This is a genomic window from Vibrio sp. 2134-1 (genome assembly GCF_033339495.1).
Window position 1 is genome coordinate 1 of sequence record NZ_JAWOUS010000006.1, and the last position, 19431, is coordinate 19431.

The window sequence follows — 19431 nt, forward strand, 5'->3', positions numbered from 1 at the left end:
TGGCGCTGGACTAAACAAAGGCCCCCTTTTAGGGGGCTCACACAAAGCCACCTTCTTTAGAAGGTGGTAATTTACTCCGCGTTCTCCATTTCACCGGCGAGTTCATTCGTAATTATTCGCGAAGACGTTGGCTAATCTGAGCATCTTACAGGGGGGAAAGCTTAGTTAAGTGTGTTTGTTCTCACTGTTTTCTCTGTATCACTTCTACGCTTTTGCTGTCGGTTGTCTAATCATTATTCTCACCGCAAGGTCTGTTTAAAATTTAATCATTTTTATTTTAATGCCTTAGCAAACTCAGGGTCTTACACCCCTTGTTGTAGCTGCATAAAGGCTGTACAATTCGCGCCCTTATTCTTGTTTCAGTCATTGAGAGGCAACATGACCACTGAAAAAATCAATCTACTCGACTTTGATCGCAAAGGCATGCGTCAGTTTTTCGCGGAAGAACTTGGCGAGAAAGCGTTTCGTGCCGATCAGGTTATGAAGTGGATCTACCATTTCGGTGTAGATGACTTCGAAAAAATGACAAACATCAACAAGAAGCTGCGCGAAAAGCTTTTACACAAGTGTGAAATTAAAGCACCAACTGTAGCAGAAGCCCAGCATTCTTCAGACGGCACGATCAAGTGGGCAATGAAGGTTGGTGATCAGGATGTAGAAACGGTTTACATTCCAGAAGATGATCGCGCAACGCTTTGTGTATCTTCTCAAGTAGGTTGTGCATTGGAATGTAAGTTCTGCTCAACAGCACAGCAGGGCTTTAACCGTAACTTGAAAGTTTCAGAGATCATCGGTCAGGTGTGGCGTGCTGCACGTGAAATTGGTCTTGAGAAAGAAACAGGCCGTCGCCCAATTACGAACGTCGTGATGATGGGCATGGGTGAGCCGCTTCTTAATATGAAGAACTTGATTCCTGCATTGGAGTTAATGCTGGATGACCTTGGCTTTGGTTTGTCGAAGCGTCGTGTAACCGTATCAACATCAGGTGTGGTTTCTGGTCTTGATCAGATGACGGGCAAAATCGACGTTGCGTTGGCGATCTCTCTTCATGCGCCAAACGATAAGCTGCGTAGTGAAATCATGCCAATTAACGATCGTTGGGATATTCAAGATTTCCTAGCATCCGTTCGTCGTTACATTGCTTCATCGAATGCAAACCGTGGCAAGGTAACAGTCGAGTACGTGTTGCTTGATCATGTGAACGATGACATGGACCATGCTCGTGAACTGGCTGAGCTGATGAAAGACACACCATGTAAGATTAACTTGATTCCGTTTAACCCGTACCCAGGTTCACCTTACAAGAAACCAAGTAACTCACGTATTGATCGCTTCCAAAAAACATTGATGCAATACGAGCACACAGTTACGGTTCGTAAAACACGTGGTGATGACATTGATGCCGCATGTGGTCAGTTGGTCGGTGATGTAATTGACCGAACTAAACGTACGGCAATGCTGAAAGCGTCACGCGGTGCCGATACCATTGAAGTGAAAGCTGTATAAACGACCGGAATTCAAAAATAGCCAGAGCCATTCGCTCTGGCTATTTTGTTTATTGTTTAGGACATTTTCGCCAAGATTTGGGACTATCACTCTTCAACCTAAGGTTATTTGGGTATAATTTCGAATTCCTTTGTCAAAGTTTGGACAAAAGCTTGAGCTATCTGTTAGTTTGAGTGTAAAGAGTTTTTGTCTTCGTTGCGCATTCGCTTATCATGATATGTAACACTAACGATGACACCGATAATTCTCAGCATTTTCTCACATACGTTTTGCTGATTTTTGCAAAACGGGTATTCGCACTCAGATCGCTGAGAGTTTCTTAAAATTATTATTTTTGGTTAACGCGTTTAGGCTAGCTATCTTTAAAGAGGCTTAAGAACAATAACGAAAATACATGACCACGTTAGCCACTAAAACAGATTAAATACCGCCATTATGACAGAACACGAAAATACGAATGAAGTGCCACTCTCTATTGAAGCTGGCACATTACTGAAAAACAAACGTGAATCCTTGGGAATGAGCCAAAAGCAAGTTGCCGATCGCCTGAGGCTTCGCATTTCTGTGATTGAAGATATTGAAAATAACCGATTTGAATCTCAACAAGTCGCGACATTTACGCGTGGTTACTTACGCTCTTACGCTAAATTCGTAGGTCTTGATGAGAAGGTGGTTTTGACGGCGTTAGAGCAGACTGCCGATGCTCAGCCTCAAGAGCAAGAAATTGAAATGCAAAGCTTCTCTCGTAAAACAAAAGACGAGAAGCACAATAGCCGTATTATGCTCCTTACTTGGGTTATCGGGCTGGTCATTATTGGCATTTCAGCGGCATGGTGGTGGCAAAACCAACAAGAGAATAGCCTAACTAAGGAAGTAACGGATTCAAGTGTTGAAGCGCCGCAGCCCACTGCTCAAGAATTAGCTGATATCGATTTGATGACGGCTGAAGAGTTAATCGCAAGCACTCCTGAAGAAGTTGCTTCAACTAATGAAGGCGTTGCTGAATCGACTGAAGCATCCGTTGAGCAAGGGGCGGATCCTTTGCTGACTGAAACTGAAAATACAACAAGCGTAGATTCTGAAGAACCTGTTGCCGTGATTGAAGCGGCGGAAGAGGAACAGCCTGCGCCAGTAGTACCTGAAGGCATGACACTTCTTACTATGAAGTTTAAAGCGGACTGTTGGATTCAAGTAAAAGACACCAATGGTAAAACGCTGGTAAGTGGTACTCATAAGCCAGGACAAGATGTAGAACTTACCGGAAAAGCGCCATTTAAAGTGATATTAGGCGCACCGGAAGGGGTTACAATGACATTTGCAAGTGAACCTGTCGACCTTTCTGGGTATACTTCAGGCAAAGTAGCTAGATTCACTCTACCGTTATAAAAAATTATGCAACACGAATCTCCAATTATTCGTCGTAAATCGACGCGTATTTATGTGGGTGATGTGCCAATTGGTGATGGTGCGCCAATTGCAGTACAGTCAATGACTAACACTCGCACGACTGACGTAGAAGCGACAGTCGCTCAAATCCGAGCACTAGAAAAAGTCGGCGCAGATATCGTTCGAGTTTCTGTACCTACGATGGACGCAGCAGAAGCTTTCAAACTGATTAAACAGCAAGTTTCTGTACCATTAGTGGCTGATATTCATTTCGACTATCGTATCGCGCTGAAAGTTGCGGAGTACGGAGTTGACTGTTTACGTATCAACCCAGGTAACATCGGCAACGAAGAACGCATTCGCGCTGTTGTCGATTGCGCTCGCGATAAAAACATCCCGATCCGTATTGGTGTCAATGGTGGATCTTTGGAAAAAGACCTACAGATGAAATACGGTGAGCCAACGCCAGAAGCCTTGGTTGAATCGGCGATGCGTCACGTAGATCATCTCGATCGTCTTAACTTTGACCAATTTAAAGTTAGCGTGAAAGCTTCAGACGTTTTTCTTGCGGTGGATTCATATCGTCTGCTGGCGAAGAAAATCGATCAGCCTCTTCATTTAGGTATCACAGAGGCGGGTGGTGCTCGAGCTGGCGCTGTTAAGTCATCTGTTGGCTTAGGTATGCTGTTATCTGAAGGGATAGGCGATACGCTGCGTATCTCTTTGGCGGCCGATCCAGTTGAAGAAATCAAAGTCGGTTTCGACATCCTTAAATCTCTGCGCATTCGCTCTCGAGGCATCAACTTTATTGCGTGCCCCAGCTGCTCACGCCAAGAATTCGATGTGATTGGTACGGTGAATGCACTGGAGCAACGTTTAGAAGACATCATCACGCCAATGGATGTGTCTATCATCGGTTGTGTGGTAAACGGCCCTGGTGAAGCAGAAGTTTCTCACTTAGGTCTAGCAGGTAGTAACAAGAAGAGCGCATTCTACGAAGATGGTAAACGCCAGAAAGAGCGCTTTGATAACGATGATCTTGTGAATAAGCTAGAAGCTAAGATCCGTGCGAAAGCAGCTATGATGAATGGCGAAAACCGCATCGAAGTTAAAGTACAAGATTAATCTCAACGAGAATTACGGTAAGTATTGTGGCAAAAACAATTCAAGCAATTCGAGGCATGAACGATTGCCTCCCAACTCAGTCGCCACTGTGGCAAAAACTAGAAAACACAGTGAAAAATGTAATTAGCGCATACGGTTATAACGAAGTGCGCATGCCAATCGTTGAAGAAACAAACCTATTCAGCCGCGCTGTTGGTGAAGAAACAGACGTCGTTTCAAAAGAAATGTACACTTTTGATGACCGTAACGGCGACAGCCTAACACTTCGCCCAGAAGGTACGGCGGGTTGTGTACGTTCATGTATCCAAAACAGCCTGATCAACCGTGATGAACAGCGTCTGTGGTACATGGGGCCTATGTTCCGCCATGAACGTCCGCAGAAAGGTCGTTACCGTCAATTCCACCAGTGTGGTGTTGAGGTGTTTGGTCTAAATGGTCCAGATGTTGATGCAGAGCTTATCATGATGACGGCGCGTCTATGGCGTGAGCTAGGTATCAATGAACATGTTCGTCTTGAGCTGAACTCTATCGGTTCTCAAGAAGACCGCGCAGACTACCGTACTGCACTGGTTGCATTCCTTGAGCAACATATTGATGTGCTAGATGAAGATTGTAAGCGTCGCATGCACACGAACCCACTGCGTGTTCTGGATACGAAGAACCCAGACGTTCAAGCTATTTTAGGTGATGCGCCTCGCCTTTCAGATTACTTGGGTGAAGAATCTAAAGCACACTTCGCAGGTCTATGTGAACTTTTAGACGCCGCAGGTATCAAATACACAGTTAACGAACGTCTAGTTCGTGGTCTGGATTACTACAATCGCACGGTATTTGAGTGGATCACTGAGAGCCTAGGTGCTCAAGGCACTGTATGTGGCGGTGGTCGTTACGATGGCCTTGTAGAGCAATTAGGTGGTAAACCAACACCAGCGGTTGGCTTTGCAATGGGCCTAGAGCGTCTAGTACTGATGCTAGAAACGTTGGAACTGACAGACGTTCGTCGCAGTGTTGACGTGTACGTAGTCACAGCGGGTGAAGGCACCATGATGGCAGGAATGAAGCTAGCAGAACAGCTTCGCGAGTCTGTTCCAGGCGTTCGTGTGATGAATCACTTCGGTGGCGGTAACTTCAAGAAACAGTTTAAACGCGCAGACAAAGTTGGTGCTGTTGTAGCATTGGTTCTGGGCGAAAACGAAGTTGCGGATAATACCGTAGTACTGAAAGACTTAGCTGGTGGTGAGCAAGAGACTTACAACCAAGCAGAAGTTGCAGAAAAGATCGCAGCACTGATTTAAGTCTTTTAGTAATCTAACAAAATTACATCCTAGTTCGTAAGCTAAGGCTCCCAAATGTGGAGCCTTTAAACGAAATAGGAACAATGGCAGCTAAGCTGCCATTTACATGTTTTAAGAGGACAGGAAGTGGAACTTTACGATACTGAAGAACAACAAGTTGAAGCCATTAAAGACTGGTGGAAGGAAAACGGCAAAGCCGTCATCATCGGTGCGGTTGTTGGTTTAGGTGGTCTATTTGGCTGGCGTTACTACCAGGATTCTGTGATTCAGGCGAGTGAAGCAGCTTCTCAAAGCTACACGACAGCAATGAATGCTTTGCAAGACAAAGGCACTGATGCTCAAGCTGACGTGAAAGCTTTCATTGAGTCAAATGAAGTAAAAGAATATTCAGTATTGGCTGCACTACAACTTGCTAAAGCACAAGTTGAAGCTCAAGACCTTTCTGCTGCATTGGAGCAACTGAAGTGGGCGCAAAGCAACACTCAAGATGCTGCGTTGTTACCATTGATTAGTTACCGCATTGCGCGTATTGAGACGGAAATGGGTAACTTCGACGCTGCAACGGCAGAGCTAAGTAACGTCACTGATACAGCATGGACAGGCCGTATTGCTGAACTTCGTGGCGATATTGCGATTCGCCAAGGTGACAAAGATGCTGCGTACGCTGCGTATACTGAAGCTCAGCAAGCGGCAGATGCAAGCCCGACACTACAAATGAAATTGGACGATCTGGCGAAATAAGGACCGCATTGGATGAAAAGAGTCTTTAAGAAAGCCTTGCTAGGGGCGTTAACAATGGGAGTACTTGCCGGTTGTGCAGGTGAGAAAGACACCATTGTAATGGCGCCACTACCTCAGGTAGACAGTCAGTTTACAACCAGTAGTGAGTGGAGCACATCGGTTGGCGATGGTGTCGGTCATTACTTTTCAAAGCTATCCCCTGTATTTGCGAATGATACATTGTTCGTGGCAAGTCGTGATGGCTTAGTAAAAGCGCTGGATCCTGAGAATGGTAAACAACGTTGGCAAACGGACCTAGAAGAAGATGTCATTGCTCGTCTCTCTGGTGGTATCACAGCGGCATACGGAAACCTTTACATTGGCTCTGAGAATGGTGAAGTCATCTCTCTTGACCAAGAAACAGGTGAAATTGTTTGGCGTGTAAAAGTTGGTGGTGAGGTACTGGCGAAGCCAGTTGCAGATTCAGGCCTTATTATCATCAATACTAGCCGAGGCATGTTGATAGCCCTTAATGAGAGTACAGGTGAGCAACGCTGGGCATTGAGTACAGAAGTGCCGAACTTAACTTTACGTGGCGATAGTACTCCGACTGCAATTGGTGGCGGTGTATTTTGGGGAACGGCAAATGGCCGACTCGCAGCTGCTATCGTTGAGCGTGGCCAGTTGATTTGGCAACAGCCTGTTGGTACGCCAAAAGGCGCGACAGAAATTGATCGTTTGGTTGACGTTGATTCATCGCCAATTGTGCTAGGCGGTACTCTTTTCACCATTGGATACAATGGTCAACTTATCGCCATTGACTTGCGTTCAGCGAACCCGATTTGGAAGCGTAACTACTCATCTGCGACAGACATTTCTACAGATGGTAGTCGCATCTTTGTGATAACGGAAAAAGATCATGTTGTTGCCGTTGATTCACGAAGCGGGACTGAGTTGTGGGAAAACAGCTTGCTTGAGCACCGACAACTTACAGCGCCAGTTATTGTTGGCAATTATCTCGTTGTCGGTGACACGCTTGGTTACCTTCACTGGATGGATCGTTCAACGGGCGAATTTGTTGCGCAGCAGTTTGTCGATGATAGTGGCTTGGCAGTTGGCCCGACGTTATTGTCGGATGGTTATGTGATTACAACTCGCAACGGCGATGTAAAGAAACTAACCATTAACGAATAATATCGTGATATAATTCACATTCGGCTCCTGGCTGGTGACAGCTAGGAGCCGTTTTGTTGTTTGAATTTATTAACCCTGACGTGGTTATAGGTAAAAAGCTGGTTTGATTTGGCATCGAGCAAGTCGTTACCTATAACTACAGAAGAAAGATTATTGTAGAGGTTGTTATGGTACCTGTTGTAGCTCTAGTAGGGCGTCCGAACGTAGGTAAATCTACACTATTTAACCGATTGACTCGCACTCGTGACGCGTTGGTTGCGGACTTTCCAGGCCTAACGCGAGACCGTAAATATGGCCAGGCGAGACTTGGTGAAGAGCACGAATTCATTGTGATTGATACTGGTGGTATCGATGGCACAGAAGAAGGCGTGGAAACAAAGATGGCAGAACAGTCATTAGCCGCGATTGATGAGGCTGATGTTGTGTTGTTCCTTGTTGACGGTCGTGCTGGTCTGACACCTTCAGATGAAGCAATTGCTGCTCATCTGCGTAAAATTGAAAAGCCAGCGATGCTGGTAGTAAACAAAATCGATGGTATTGATGCCGATGCGGCGTGTGCTGACTTTTGGCAGCTCGGCGTGGATGATATGTACCAGATTGCGGCCGCTCATGGCCGTGGTGTGACCGCTTTGCTTGAGCGTGCTTTATCTCCATTCTTTGATGATCTATTAACAAGTGAATCTGAAGACGGTGAGATTGAAGACCTGACTGGATTCGAAGACGAAGAGCCTCTTGTTGAAGATTACACTGAAGAAGACGCAGAAGCTGAATTCAAGCGCCTTCAAGAGCAGCCGATTAAGTTGGCGATCATCGGTCGTCCGAACGTAGGTAAATCGACACTGACTAACCGTATTCTGGGTGAAGAACGTGTAGTTGTATACGATATGCCAGGTACAACGCGCGATTCTATCTACATCCCGATGGAACGTGATGGACGTGAATACGTACTAATTGACACCGCAGGTGTTCGTCGTCGTGGTCGTATCAATGAAACGGTTGAAAAGTTCTCTGTTGTTAAGACGCTGAAAGCGGTAGAAGATGCAAACGTCGTTCTACTGGTGATTGATGCACGTGAAAATATTTCAGACCAAGACCTAAGCTTGCTTGGTTTTGCACTGAATGCTGGCCGCTCAATTGTCATCGCCGTTAACAAGTGGGATGGTCTAGACAGTGACGTGAAAGAAAGCGTGAAGAAAGAACTGGACCGCCGTCTAGGATTCGTCGACTTCGCGCGTATCCACTTTATCTCTGCGCTGCACGGTACTGGCGTTGGTCACTTGTTTGAATCTATCCAAGAAGCATATAACTCGGCGACAACGCGTGTGGGTACGTCAGTACTGACGCGTATCATGAAGATGGCTGTGGATGATCACCAACCGCCAATGGTTCGTGGTCGTCGTATCAAACTCAAATACGCACACGCAGGTGGTTACAACCCACCGATCGTTGTTATCCACGGTAACATGGTTCGTGAATTGCCAGATTCGTATAAACGTTATCTGATGAACTACTTCCGTAAGTCTCTGGAAATTATGGGAACACCGATTCGCATTAACTTCCACAACAGTGATAACCCATACGAGAACCGTACGAATAAGCTTACGCTATCACAAGAGCGTAAACGTAAGCGTATGATGTCGATGGTGAAAAACCGCAATAAATAATGAAATTCGAATACCCAAGTTTCTACTTGGGTATTTTTTTATCAAAAGTAATCGTAAAAATGACTATCACAGCAACAAAGACTCGTTTTTGTCATCAAACATGGCAATTAGAAGCACAAATACAGCTCGTTCAATATATGGAAGAAGTGACTTACGTTATTACAGATGTCACGCCGTTCCATCCCGTTAGTCACATATGGCCGGATCACCCTGCAGACAAAGGAACGTTGAAGGTGAATGGGGCTGAGCATGACGTAGTAGATTGCCAAGTTGGGGCAGTGGAGCAGGAAAGTGGTGCTCTGTATGTGGGTAGTGACATCCCTGTAAAGCGTGATGCTGAAGGTTGGGTGTTTGTCGTCGTGCATGTTTTATCACGTACGGAATCATGTGCAATTAATGACTTGGTAACATTAGCGGTAGATAAAGACTATCAAAATGCTGTGAGTCGAGGCCACACTGCAGGACACTTAGCGTATTTGGCGTTGAATAAAGTACTATCGGAAGACTATTGGCGAAAAGACGCAGACCGCAAAGACCCACATGGTTATTATGACTTTAATAGCTATGCGCAAGTTACTAGTTATGTCACTCCAGACAAGTGCCTCGATACGTACCGTTTAGGCAAAACACTCCGTAAAAGAGGATTAAACAGTGCAGATATGCTGAATGACCTCCAGGCGATTGCAGAAAAAGTGAATGGCCAACTGGTTGAATGGCTTCAAAGAGATGCGATGATCACCATGGAATGCCACGGCGATAGATTAACGGATTCTCGCTATTGGAAGTGCGATTTAGGGGAAGGTCAATTAGCGGTAATCCCTTGTGGTGGAACGCATGCGAGCCATTTAAATGAGTTTGCTTTTATCCAAGTTAAACTCGTTAAGCTCGACGCTCAAACTATCGAAATGCACACCAATGTAAACACTGCTTTTTGAATAAGATCTTTTTATTAAATTCTGATTTTTCGTTTAATTAAATCTCTCTGGGGTTTTTTATTCTGTCTTAAATTGGAATGCAGAATATGTAACTTATGCTTTCGGTGTGTGGTTATATAAATATTCTTTTAAGGGGTGATCGCTGATCAAGGAGTAAATATCAGACGATCAGTATAAGATCCTACGTATCAAGTATGGTTAACGCCTCGTGAAACTTGTTGGGGCGGTGATGAAGATCAACATACTTGTTCGTTATTTTGAGTAGCATGCGTTACTCGAAATTGCTTAGTTTAGAGAGAGGAACGGGATATGCAGCAGAACATTTGCCCGACTTGCAATGTCGAACTGGAATGGACAGGACAATACCATTGTGCACAGTGTGAATCGGATTTTAAAAAGGTAGGTTTTTGCCCTGATTGTGAGGCGGAGCTGGAGAAGCTGCAAGCATGCGGTGCTGCGAGTTACTTTTGTAATGTGTGTAATGAACTCAAATCAAAATCACGTGTCCGATTTGAGTTTCAGAAAATCAGTTAACCAGAGTTTGTATTCAGTTAACGGTAGAGCGAACGTCGCCTTCGGCTAATCGAGTAATCAATACATCTCCCGATTTTACATCTGAAGATTGAGTAATCACTTTACCTTGCTCAGTTTGAGTAATTGAGTAACCTCGTTTCAATGTCGCTAGTGGGCTGACGGTGTCTAACTTCTCTGCAGCAATCGCGAGTTGATGGCGCATAGTCAGTAACTTGCGATCCATTGCATCCATGAGCTTTTGCTCAACACGTTCTAGCTTCGACTTCTGCTCGCTAAGGCGTGTTACAGGAGAATTCAATTGCAGCCGATAATGTTGACGCTCGATTCGCTGTTGACGCAAGGCAATAAAACGACTCATCGCTCGCTGTAAGCGCATGTCCAACTCATCTAACTGTTGCGTCTGACGTTGCAAGCGATAGCTTGGGTGCTGTCTCTCTAGACGGTGCACTAATTGAGCAGATTGCTGCTTTTGTTGTGCTAGGTAGTAACGCATCGCGCTCGCTAACTTATGCTGGCGGGTAACTAAAGCTTGATCTTTGTGGCTGTTATCACGGCTTACTAGCTCAGCGGCTGCTGATGGAGTAGGCGCGCGTACGTCGGCGACAAAATCAGCTATTGTCACGTCAACTTCATGTCCAACGGCGCTAATAATAGGAATTTGGCTTGCTGCAATCGTGCGAGCTAATATCTCGTTGTTAAAGCACCATAAGTCTTCTAATGAACCACCACCTCGGCCCACAATTAGCACATCACATTCATCACGGCTGTTAGCGCGACCAATGGCTTGTGCAATTTGAATGGCTGCGTCCTCACCTTGTACCACTGTCGGATAAATCACAACAGGTAGGGAAGGATCACGACGTTTCAATACGTCTAAGATATCGTAAAGCGCGGCACCAGTTTTCGATGTGATGACGCCAACACGTTTAGGGTGCTCAGGCAAAGATTGCTTATTGATTTGCGCGAACAACCCTTCTGCTGCAAGCTTCATTTTCAGCTCTTCAAACTCTTGTTGAAGACGGCCATCACCTTCCGGTTGCATGCTTTCGATGATCAATTGGTAGTCACCGCGAGGCTCATAAAGAGACAGACGAGCTTTTACTAGGACTTGATTACCGTTAGCGGGTTTGAAAGTAACGCGGCGATTGTTACCACGAAACATGGCACATTTAACTTGAGCGCGAGAGTCTTTAAGAGTGAGGTACCAGTGACCAGAGACAGGAGCTGAAAAGTTGGATATCTCTCCGACGAGCCAAACGATCCCCATTTCGTTTTCAAGGAGTAAACGAACTTCTGCGTTGAGACGAGAAACAGTAAAGATGTTTTGATTGGTCTTGGAGAGCACAGCTAATCTCTTAGACGTGAGTATGGAAATTAGCGGCAATATAATACATAGCAAGGGGGTAATTGCAAGAAAAAAATTAAAAAATTTGTGGTCAAGCGATTGCGTTAACCGTATAATCCCTCCGCAATATCTAATCCAAATGTAGCTTGTTGCTAACACAGGTTACCCTCATTATGCGAAACGATGAGATTGGATTGTTCTTTTTACTCCTCTAATTGTGAGATATTGCAAATGCTAAGAATTGCCAAAGAAGCGCTGACATTCGATGACGTACTACTTGTGCCAGCACACTCCACCGTTCTCCCAAACACAGCTGATCTTCGCACTCAGCTAACTAAGAACATCACCCTAAACATCCCAATGATTTCAGCGTCTATGGACACTGTTACTGAAGCTCGTCTAGCGATTGCGCTAGCGCAAGAGGGTGGCATTGGCTTTATCCACAAGAACATGTCTATTGAGCAGCAGGCAGCCGAAGTTCGTAAAGTTAAGAAGTTCGAAGCTGGTATGGTGACTGACGCGGTTACTGTAAACCCTGACGCGACCATCGCTGATGTTGTTGCACTCACTGAAAAACATGGTTTTGCAGGTTTCCCTGTTGTCACTGAGAGCAATGAGCTTGTTGGTATTATCACTGGTCGTGACGTTCGTTTTGTTACGGACCTTTCTAAGAAAGTATCTTCAGTAATGACGCCAAAAGAGAAGTTGGCAGCAGTTAAAGAAGGTGCAACACGAGAAGAAGTGCAAGAGAAAATGCACGAAGCTCGCGTAGAGAAAGTATTGGTTGTGAACGATGAGTTCCAACTAACCGGTATGATTACTGCGAAAGACTTCCACAAAGCAGAACGTAAACCAAACGCATGTAAAGATGAGCGTGGTCGCCTACGTGTTGGCGCAGCAGTTGGTGCTGGTGCTGGTAACGAAGAGCGAGTTGCTGCACTAGTTGAAGCTGGCGTTGACGTTCTACTTATCGACTCTTCACACGGTCATTCTGAAGGTGTTCTAAGCCGCATTCGTGAAACACGTGCAGCTTACCCAGATCTAGACATCATCGGTGGTAACGTAGCAACAGGTGCTGGTGCTAAAGCACTAATCGAAGCTGGCGTAAGCGCAGTGAAAGTTGGTATCGGCCCTGGTTCTATCTGTACAACTCGTATTGTAACGGGTGTGGGAGTTCCACAAATCACTGCAATCGCAGATGCGGCAGAAGTGGCTAATGATTATGGTATTCCGGTTATTGCTGACGGTGGTATCCGTTTCTCAGGTGATATCTGTAAAGCAATCGTAGCGGGCGCATCATGTGTGATGGTTGGTTCTATGTTTGCTGGTACTGAAGAAGCGCCGGGTGAAGTGATTCTATACAATGGCCGTTCTTACAAGTCTTACCGCGGCATGGGTTCTCTTGGTGCTATGTCTCAAGGTTCTTCTGACCGTTACTTCCAGTCTGACAACGCAGCGGACAAGCTAGTACCAGAAGGCATTGAAGGTCGTATCGCATACAAAGGCCGTCTAAAAGAGATCGTACACCAACAAATGGGTGGTCTACGTTCAAGCATGGGTCTAACTGGTTCTGCAACTATCGAAGATATGCGTACGAAAGCTGAATTTGTACGTATCTCTGGTGCAGGTATGCAAGAGTCTCATGTACACGATGTTCAAATTACTAAGGAAGCGCCGAACTACCGTCTAGGGAACTAATTACCCAGCGGAAACGTTTGCTTTTTCCTTGAAGCATTAAGAAGAGGCGAGTACACTCGCCTCGGTTTTAATCACTTAGCCTTAAAAAGACTGCTCAAAATGACTAAAAATATCCATGACCAACGTATTCTGATCTTGGACTTCGGTTCTCAGTACACTCAATTAGTAGCTCGCCGCGTACGTGAAATCGGCGTTTACTGTGAACTATGGAGCTGGGATGTAGAAGAAGCGGATATTCGCGAATTCAACCCAGATGGCATTATCCTATCTGGCGGTCCAGAAAGCGTAACGGAAGAGAACTCTCCACGCGCGCCTCAATATGTGTTTGATTCTGGTGTTCCTTTGCTTGGCGTATGTTACGGCATGCAAACCATGGCGGAACAGCTAGGAGGCAAAGTAGCGGGCTCTAACGAACGTGAGTTTGGCTACGCTCAGGTTAAAGTTTCTGGTGAATGTGCTCTATTTAAAGATCTTGAAGCAACTCAAGACGTTTGGATGAGCCATGGCGACAAAGTAGTAGAGATCCCAGCCGATTTCGTAAAAGTTGGTGAGACAGACACTTGTCCTTACGCTGCGATGGCGAATGAAGAGAAGAAATACTACGGCGTTCAGTTCCACCCAGAAGTGACACACACAAAAGGTGGCCTACAAATGCTTGAGAACTTTGTTCTTGGCGTATGTGGCTGTGAACGTCTATGGACTTCTGAATCTATCATCGAAGACGCGGTTGCTCGTATTAAAGAGCAAGTGGGTGACGACGAAGTTATCCTAGGTCTATCTGGTGGTGTTGATTCATCGGTAGTCGCGATGCTAGTTCACCGTGCAATCGGCGACAAGCTAACGTGTGTATTTGTTGATAACGGTTTACTTCGTCTAAACGAAGGTCAACAAGTAATGGATATGTTCGGCGACCAATTTGGTTTGAACATCATCAAAGTTGACGCTGAAGAACGCTTCCTAAAAGCACTTGAAGGCAAGTCTGACCCAGAAGAGAAGCGTAAGACTATCGGTCACGTATTCGTAGATGTATTTGATGAAGAGTCTAAGAAGCTGAAAAACGCGAAATGGCTAGCTCAAGGTACGATTTACCCTGATGTAATCGAGTCAGCTGCATCTAAGACTGGTAAAGCGCACGTGATCAAATCGCACCACAACGTGGGCGGTCTTCCAGATGACATGGAAATGGGTCTTGTTGAGCCACTACGTGAGCTGTTCAAAGATGAAGTTCGTAAGATTGGTCTAGAATTAGGCCTGCCTTACAACATGCTTTACCGCCACCCATTCCCAGGTCCTGGTCTAGGTGTTCGTGTTCTTGGTGAAATCAAGAAAGAGTACTGTGACTTGCTACGCCGTGCTGATGCTATCTTTATTGAAGAGCTTCACGCAGCTGATCTATACAACAAAGTATCTCAAGCGTTCACGGTATTCCTACCAGTACGTTCTGTTGGTGTAATGGGCGATGGCCGTAAGTACGATTGGGTTGTGTCTCTACGTGCGGTAGAAACTATCGACTTCATGACTGCTCATTGGGCACACCTACCATATGACTTCCTAGGTAAGGTTTCTAACCGTATTATCAACGAAGTTGATGGCATTTCTCGTGTTGTTTACGACATTTCAGGTAAGCCACCAGCGACTATCGAGTGGGAATAATTTTCCTCTAGACAGTTGAGTTTATAAGAACCAGCCTTCGGGCTGGTTTTTTTGTACTTCAAGTTTGTGAAGAGGTGGCTCAACTTTTTTGTGAGAGATATATACATGCGGTTAAATTAAATATATATTCATTTTAATTGTTTAATTATCATAAATGGTATTGCTATGGAACAGGCTGACGTTACCTCTCTCATTCCCATCCTTATTACTCTTTTCCTCGCGCTGACCACAAGAAATGTCGTTGTTGGTTTATTCGCCGGTGTGGTGAGTGGTGTCGCTATGCTTGAAGGGACATTTGTCGAAAAAGGGCCACTAGACTCGTTTAGTGCATTGATGAAAAGCTATCTACTGCCGCAATTAACTGACAGCTACAATGCGGGCGTCATTTTGCTCTTGGTCTTTATTGGTGGCTTTGTTGCCTTGATGGAGAAATCTGGCGGTGGTGTGGCGTTTGCTAAAAAGGTCACTCAATGGGTGGCGAGTAAGTGCCAAGCTCAACTGTCCGCATGGTTCGGTGGTGTGGTTATTTTCTTCTCTGACCTTGGTACACCGTTGATTGTTGGTCCTGTTTTTCGCCCTTTATTTGATAAGTTAAAAGTATCACGCCAAAAATTAGCTTTTATTATCGACTCTACTTCCTCTCCCGTCGCAATCTTGATCCCTTTTATCGGATGGGGCGTTTACATCATGGGATTGATTCAAAAAGAGTTTACTGCCCTGAATGTCAGTATGAGTGATTGGGATGCTTTCATTGGCGCGATCCCGTATCAGTTTTACGCCTTTCTTGCGATCGCGATTGTGCCGATTGTCTCTTTCTTCAAATTAGATTTCGGACCGATGGCGAAGGCTGAGCAGTTAGCAGAACAGGGCTCCGACTTTGGGAAAGTACAGGAGTCTATGAATGTGTTTACGCATAAAAATGCAAAATCCAGTTTTGTATGGGCGCCTTTGCTCGTTATGCTGGTGGTTCTATGTACCATCCTCGTGCCACACGGTTTTCCATTTCAAAAAGTGGCAGGATCAACGTTTAGGGCTGCACTTTCTTCTGCATATTTCTTCGCGGCCTTCACTTTAATTGCGCTGATGGCGTTTTATGGCGTAAGAAAGCTTTCGGATGGTATTCAGGTTTATCTGAAAGGGATGTCAAACATGATGTCAGTGGCGGTGATTCTGGTATTGGCTTGGGCGCTTAGCTCGGTTGGGAAAGAATTAGGTGCAGCTGCATACATTGCTGAACAAGCTCAAGCCGGTTTCCCTTACTGGTTATTGCCAGCGGTTGCGTTTTTACTGGCCGGTATTATCTCGTTCGCTACGGGATCATCTTGGGGGACGTTTGCCATCATGATGCCATTAGTGATCCCAACTGCCGTCGCGATTGATGCACCACTGTTGGTTTGTATTGGTGCGGTATTATCTGGTGGCTTGTTTGGCGATCACTGTTCTCCCATCTCTGAAACTACGATTTTGTCGTCGACAGGAGGGGGGTGTGAACAGTATGAGCACTTCCGTACACAATTACCTTACGCATTACTCAATGGAATGATCGCATTGGGGTGTTTTCTTTTAGCTGGAATCAACGCCTCACCAGTGATTGTGCTTGCCGCAATTATTTCTCAGTGTGTGGTTTATTTTGTGCTGTCTAAACAAAAGTCAACCGCGAAGCTAGAGGTGGTTTCGGCAGAACAATAAAGAGAGAAACATCACAAAGCGGAGGCTCACAGGGTCTCCGCTTTTCTTTTGAGTCAAGGTAACATTTTTCTTGTGACAAAATGTGTGTGAGGACCTATTTATTCATTTTGTCTCGCAGAATCAACGTACTTGGCTCGGTGTTTCGTATATATGATCCACTATATGTCTAGTTATTCCTCGTATATTGTATTGTTGAAATCCGGAGACTAGACATGTTTGCACTCAAACATCTTCCTCTTGCATTGAGTTGTGTCTTAGCAGCACAAGTGAATGCGAGTATGAATATTCAGCCCGATCCGCAAAATCCGAATGGTTATGTTATTGCTCGTGGTGACGTTCAAGCCGTAGAGCAAAGCAAAACTTCTGATCCTATGTATGCCATTTGGTCACAAGCATTAGAGACACGCCCGAACTCAGTGGTTGAAGCGATTGTTCCAGGGGCGACAACCAACCCAGAAAACGTGAAGCGTGTAGAGCGTGTATTCCCCGAAAGTGAGTGGGACTTCCTGACTCAAATGGCGGCACCTGAATACACTTACACGCGTTTCCTACGTGCAATTGGCAAGTTCCCAGCATTCTGTGGTGAGTACACAGACGGTCGTGATTCGGATGCAATTTGTAAAAAATCGATCGTGACAGCGTTTGCTCACTTTGCACAAGAAACCGGTGGCCATATTTCGATTGATAACGTATCGGATAATCCGCTTGGGTTGGAAGAGTGGCAGCAAGCTTTGGTTCATGTGCGAGAAATGGGATGGTCTGAAGGGCAAGAAGGTTACACAACAGGTTGTGGTCAAAATGACTGGCAAAACAAACGCTGGCCATGTGAGTCTGGACAAGGTTACTTTGGACGTGGTGCAAAGCAGCTTTCTTACCATTTTAACTATGGCGCGTTCTCTGAAGTGATGTTTGATGGCGATGCATCTGTATTGCTGAAAAATCCAGGCTTGGTTGCGGATTCGTGGCTGAACTTAGCATCGGCTATCTGGTTCTTCCTAACCCCACAAGCACCGAAACCTGCAATGCTACATGTGATTGACCGTACTTGGGTGCCTTCACAGCGTGAGCTTGATGCTGGCATTGGTTACGGCTTTGGTACCACCATCAACGTGATCAATGGTGGTATTGAGTGTGGAGAGCAAAACAAAGATAAAGGTCAACCTGTTAACCGTATTCGCTATTGGGAAGGACTTGCCGCTCATTATCAAATTCCAATTGAAGCCGATGAGACCAATACCTGTTGGCAGCAGACGCCTTACGGCAGCTTAAATCTGAATGGTGCGACAGACGTGTTGTACACCAACTGGGATGGGAACTGGAAATACTACTCAGATCGTCCGGGAGGCCACTCTTTTGAATGTGAACTTGTTGGTTTCCAAACGGCTTACTCTGCGCTAGTTGCGGGTGACTATGAGAAATGTGTAACTAACTTCTACCAATCTCATGCGGGTTGGCCAGAAGTTCGTGTAGTTGACAAGTTAGACCCAGTGGATCCGGTCGATCCGCCTGTAGGTGGTGTGGCAGCTTGGGATTCTGGCAAAGTATATAACACGGGTGATCAAGTTTCTTACCAAGGTGCTGTTTACGAAGCGAAATGGTGGTCACAAGGTAATGAGCCAACGAAAGGAGACCCGTGGAAGCTGGTTTCAGGCACTCCTACGGAGCCGCCTACAACGGAACCTGAACCACCGGTGACTGAGCCAGAGCCGCCAGTAACCGAGCCAGAACCACCAGTGACAGGCAATTTTATTCAGTGGGAGCCGGGTGTAACGCAAGTCGCTAACGGCGATAAAGTGACGTACCAAAACAAATGTTTTGTTGCGAAAAATGGCCCAGGAGTGTGGGAAAGCCCAACGCAAAGCAACTGGTTCTGGGACGAGATTTCTTGTCAGTGATCGAGTAAAAAACAACCTAACCATCTATAAAGACTCTGCTTTTTTGCAGGGTCTTTTTTTATATATGTAGTGGTTTATTTATGGAATCTAAGTTTTCAATAACAGCTTTTCTCTTTTGTTCTGGAGCCCATTAAAATTCGCGCGCATTTTTTATCAACATTTTTGAAAAAAGGTATTTGTACATGTCGACAAAACTGGCTAACCCAGCACCGCTAGGTCTTATGGGTTTCGGTATGACCACTATTCTGCTCAATATTCATAATGCAGGATTTTTCCCAATTGACTCTATGATTCTAGCGATGGGCATCTTTTACGGTGGCCTTAGCCAAGTAATCGTTGGCATCATGTGCTTTAAACGCGGTGATACATTCGGAACAACTGCGTTTACTTCTTACGGTCTATTTTGGCTAACATTGGTTGGTCTAATCGTAATGCCTCACATGGGTCTTCCTGCAAGCCCTGCAAGCTTTATGGGTTGGTACCTAGCGCTTTGGGGCATCTTCACTGGTTTCATGTTCATTGGTTCTCTATGTTACCCAACAGCGAAGCAAGTGGTATTTGGCTCTCTAACTATCCTGTTCTTCTTGCTTGCTGCTCGTGATTTCACTGGTAGCGAAGTGATCGGTGCTATCGCTGGCTTCGAGGGTATCTTCTGTGGCGCAAGTGCAATTTACTTCGCAATGGCACAAGTACTGAACAACGAATTTGGTCGTGAAGTGTTACCTGTAGGTAAAGCAAAAATCGCTCGTAAAGTTGAAGCGGTTATCGCCTAAGCTGCTACTCATAATGAAG

The 19431-nt window shown here is 45.4% G+C and carries 15 protein-coding genes; 14 read left to right on the top strand and 1 reads right to left on the bottom strand.

The window, feature by feature from the left end; genetic code table 11:
- Positions 1 to 378: 378 nt before the first annotated feature.
- The 9 genes from R7R78_RS09030 (at position 379) to R7R78_RS09070 (ending at position 10359) form a co-directional block, all read left to right on the top strand.
- Positions 379 to 1506, top strand: coding sequence for a bifunctional tRNA (adenosine(37)-C2)-methyltransferase TrmG/ribosomal RNA large subunit methyltransferase RlmN (locus R7R78_RS09030; protein WP_017633913.1), 1128 nt, complete (start codon positions 379 to 381; stop codon positions 1504 to 1506).
- Between the two features lie 435 nt (positions 1507 to 1941).
- Positions 1942 to 2892: a cytoskeleton protein RodZ gene (rodZ, locus tag R7R78_RS09035; RefSeq protein ID WP_005381700.1), complete on the top strand. Its 951-nt coding sequence runs from the start codon at positions 1942 to 1944 to the stop codon at positions 2890 to 2892.
- Between the two features lie 6 nt (positions 2893 to 2898).
- Complete coding sequence (ispG, locus tag R7R78_RS09040) at positions 2899 to 4017, top strand: flavodoxin-dependent (E)-4-hydroxy-3-methylbut-2-enyl-diphosphate synthase (protein WP_005381699.1); 1119 nt, start codon at positions 2899 to 2901, stop codon at positions 4015 to 4017.
- A gap of 26 nt (positions 4018 to 4043) precedes the next feature.
- Positions 4044 to 5312 (top strand): histidine--tRNA ligase, encoded by a 1269-nt coding sequence (hisS, locus tag R7R78_RS09045; RefSeq protein ID WP_005381698.1) that lies wholly within the window; start codon positions 4044 to 4046, stop codon positions 5310 to 5312.
- Between the two features lie 126 nt (positions 5313 to 5438).
- Positions 5439 to 6053 carry a YfgM family protein gene (locus tag R7R78_RS09050; RefSeq protein WP_005381697.1) on the top strand — a complete coding sequence of 205 codons (615 nt, stop codon included), beginning with the start codon at positions 5439 to 5441 and terminating at the stop codon, positions 6051 to 6053.
- A 12-nt stretch (positions 6054 to 6065) separates the two neighbouring features.
- On the top strand, positions 6066 to 7226 hold the full coding sequence (bamB, locus tag R7R78_RS09055) for an outer membrane protein assembly factor BamB (RefSeq protein WP_005381696.1): 1161 nt from the start codon (positions 6066 to 6068) through the stop codon (positions 7224 to 7226).
- A 167-nt stretch (positions 7227 to 7393) separates the two neighbouring features.
- Positions 7394 to 8890: a ribosome biogenesis GTPase Der gene (gene der, locus R7R78_RS09060; protein ID WP_005381694.1), complete on the top strand. Its 1497-nt coding sequence runs from the start codon at positions 7394 to 7396 to the stop codon at positions 8888 to 8890.
- A 59-nt stretch (positions 8891 to 8949) separates the two neighbouring features.
- Positions 8950 to 9825: an alanyl-tRNA editing protein gene (locus tag R7R78_RS09065; RefSeq protein WP_225473481.1), complete on the top strand. Its 876-nt coding sequence runs from the start codon at positions 8950 to 8952 to the stop codon at positions 9823 to 9825.
- Between the two features lie 309 nt (positions 9826 to 10134).
- On the top strand, positions 10135 to 10359 hold the full coding sequence (locus R7R78_RS09070; RefSeq protein ID WP_012842112.1) for a zinc ribbon domain-containing protein: 225 nt from the start codon (positions 10135 to 10137) through the stop codon (positions 10357 to 10359).
- 13 nt (positions 10360 to 10372) lie between these two features.
- Here R7R78_RS09070 and xseA read toward each other — a convergent pair whose 3' ends face one another.
- Positions 10373 to 11704: an exodeoxyribonuclease VII large subunit gene (gene xseA / locus R7R78_RS09075; RefSeq protein WP_225473437.1), complete on the bottom strand. Its 1332-nt coding sequence runs from the start codon at positions 11702 to 11704 to the stop codon at positions 10373 to 10375.
- 231 nt (positions 11705 to 11935) lie between these two features.
- Between xseA and guaB the strand changes: the two genes are divergently transcribed.
- The 5 genes from guaB to R7R78_RS09100 all read left to right on the top strand — a co-directional run bounded on the left by guaB (position 11936) and on the right by R7R78_RS09100 (position 19412).
- The gene (guaB, locus tag R7R78_RS09080) at positions 11936 to 13402 is read left to right on the top strand and encodes an IMP dehydrogenase (protein ID WP_005391524.1); all 1467 of its coding nucleotides are present in this window, start codon (positions 11936 to 11938) and stop codon (positions 13400 to 13402) included.
- A 99-nt stretch (positions 13403 to 13501) separates the two neighbouring features.
- Entirely contained in the window at positions 13502 to 15055 is a 1554-nt protein-coding gene (gene guaA, locus R7R78_RS09085) for a glutamine-hydrolyzing GMP synthase (RefSeq protein ID WP_005381685.1), read from the top strand.
- Between the two features lie 165 nt (positions 15056 to 15220).
- On the top strand, positions 15221 to 16744 hold the full coding sequence (locus tag R7R78_RS09090; protein ID WP_225473438.1) for a Na+/H+ antiporter NhaC family protein: 1524 nt from the start codon (positions 15221 to 15223) through the stop codon (positions 16742 to 16744).
- Between the two features lie 212 nt (positions 16745 to 16956).
- Positions 16957 to 18639, top strand: coding sequence for a chitinase (locus tag R7R78_RS09095; protein ID WP_005381683.1), 1683 nt, complete (start codon positions 16957 to 16959; stop codon positions 18637 to 18639).
- A gap of 182 nt (positions 18640 to 18821) precedes the next feature.
- A complete protein-coding gene (locus tag R7R78_RS09100) occupies positions 18822 to 19412 on the top strand; it encodes an acetate uptake transporter (protein ID WP_005381682.1) in 591 nt (196 codons plus the stop codon).
- The last annotated feature ends 19 nt before the right edge of the window (positions 19413 to 19431 follow it).

Coding starts and splice junctions, on each gene's coding strand:
- R7R78_RS09030 (WP_017633913.1), top strand. CDS start 379: ATGACCACTGAAAAAATCAATCTACTCGACTTTGATCGCAAAGGCATG.
- rodZ (WP_005381700.1), top strand. CDS start 1,942: ATGACAGAACACGAAAATACGAATGAAGTGCCACTCTCTATTGAAGCT.
- ispG (WP_005381699.1), top strand. CDS start 2,899: ATGCAACACGAATCTCCAATTATTCGTCGTAAATCGACGCGTATTTAT.
- bamB (WP_005381696.1), top strand. CDS start 6,066: ATGAAAAGAGTCTTTAAGAAAGCCTTGCTAGGGGCGTTAACAATGGGA.
- der (WP_005381694.1), top strand. CDS start 7,394: ATGGTACCTGTTGTAGCTCTAGTAGGGCGTCCGAACGTAGGTAAATCT.
- R7R78_RS09065 (WP_225473481.1), top strand. CDS start 8,950: ATGACTATCACAGCAACAAAGACTCGTTTTTGTCATCAAACATGGCAA.
- R7R78_RS09070 (WP_012842112.1), top strand. CDS start 10,135: ATGCAGCAGAACATTTGCCCGACTTGCAATGTCGAACTGGAATGGACA.
- guaB (WP_005391524.1), top strand. CDS start 11,936: ATGCTAAGAATTGCCAAAGAAGCGCTGACATTCGATGACGTACTACTT.
- guaA (WP_005381685.1), top strand. CDS start 13,502: ATGACTAAAAATATCCATGACCAACGTATTCTGATCTTGGACTTCGGT.
- R7R78_RS09090 (WP_225473438.1), top strand. CDS start 15,221: ATGGAACAGGCTGACGTTACCTCTCTCATTCCCATCCTTATTACTCTT.
- R7R78_RS09095 (WP_005381683.1), top strand. CDS start 16,957: ATGTTTGCACTCAAACATCTTCCTCTTGCATTGAGTTGTGTCTTAGCA.
- R7R78_RS09100 (WP_005381682.1), top strand. CDS start 18,822: ATGTCGACAAAACTGGCTAACCCAGCACCGCTAGGTCTTATGGGTTTC.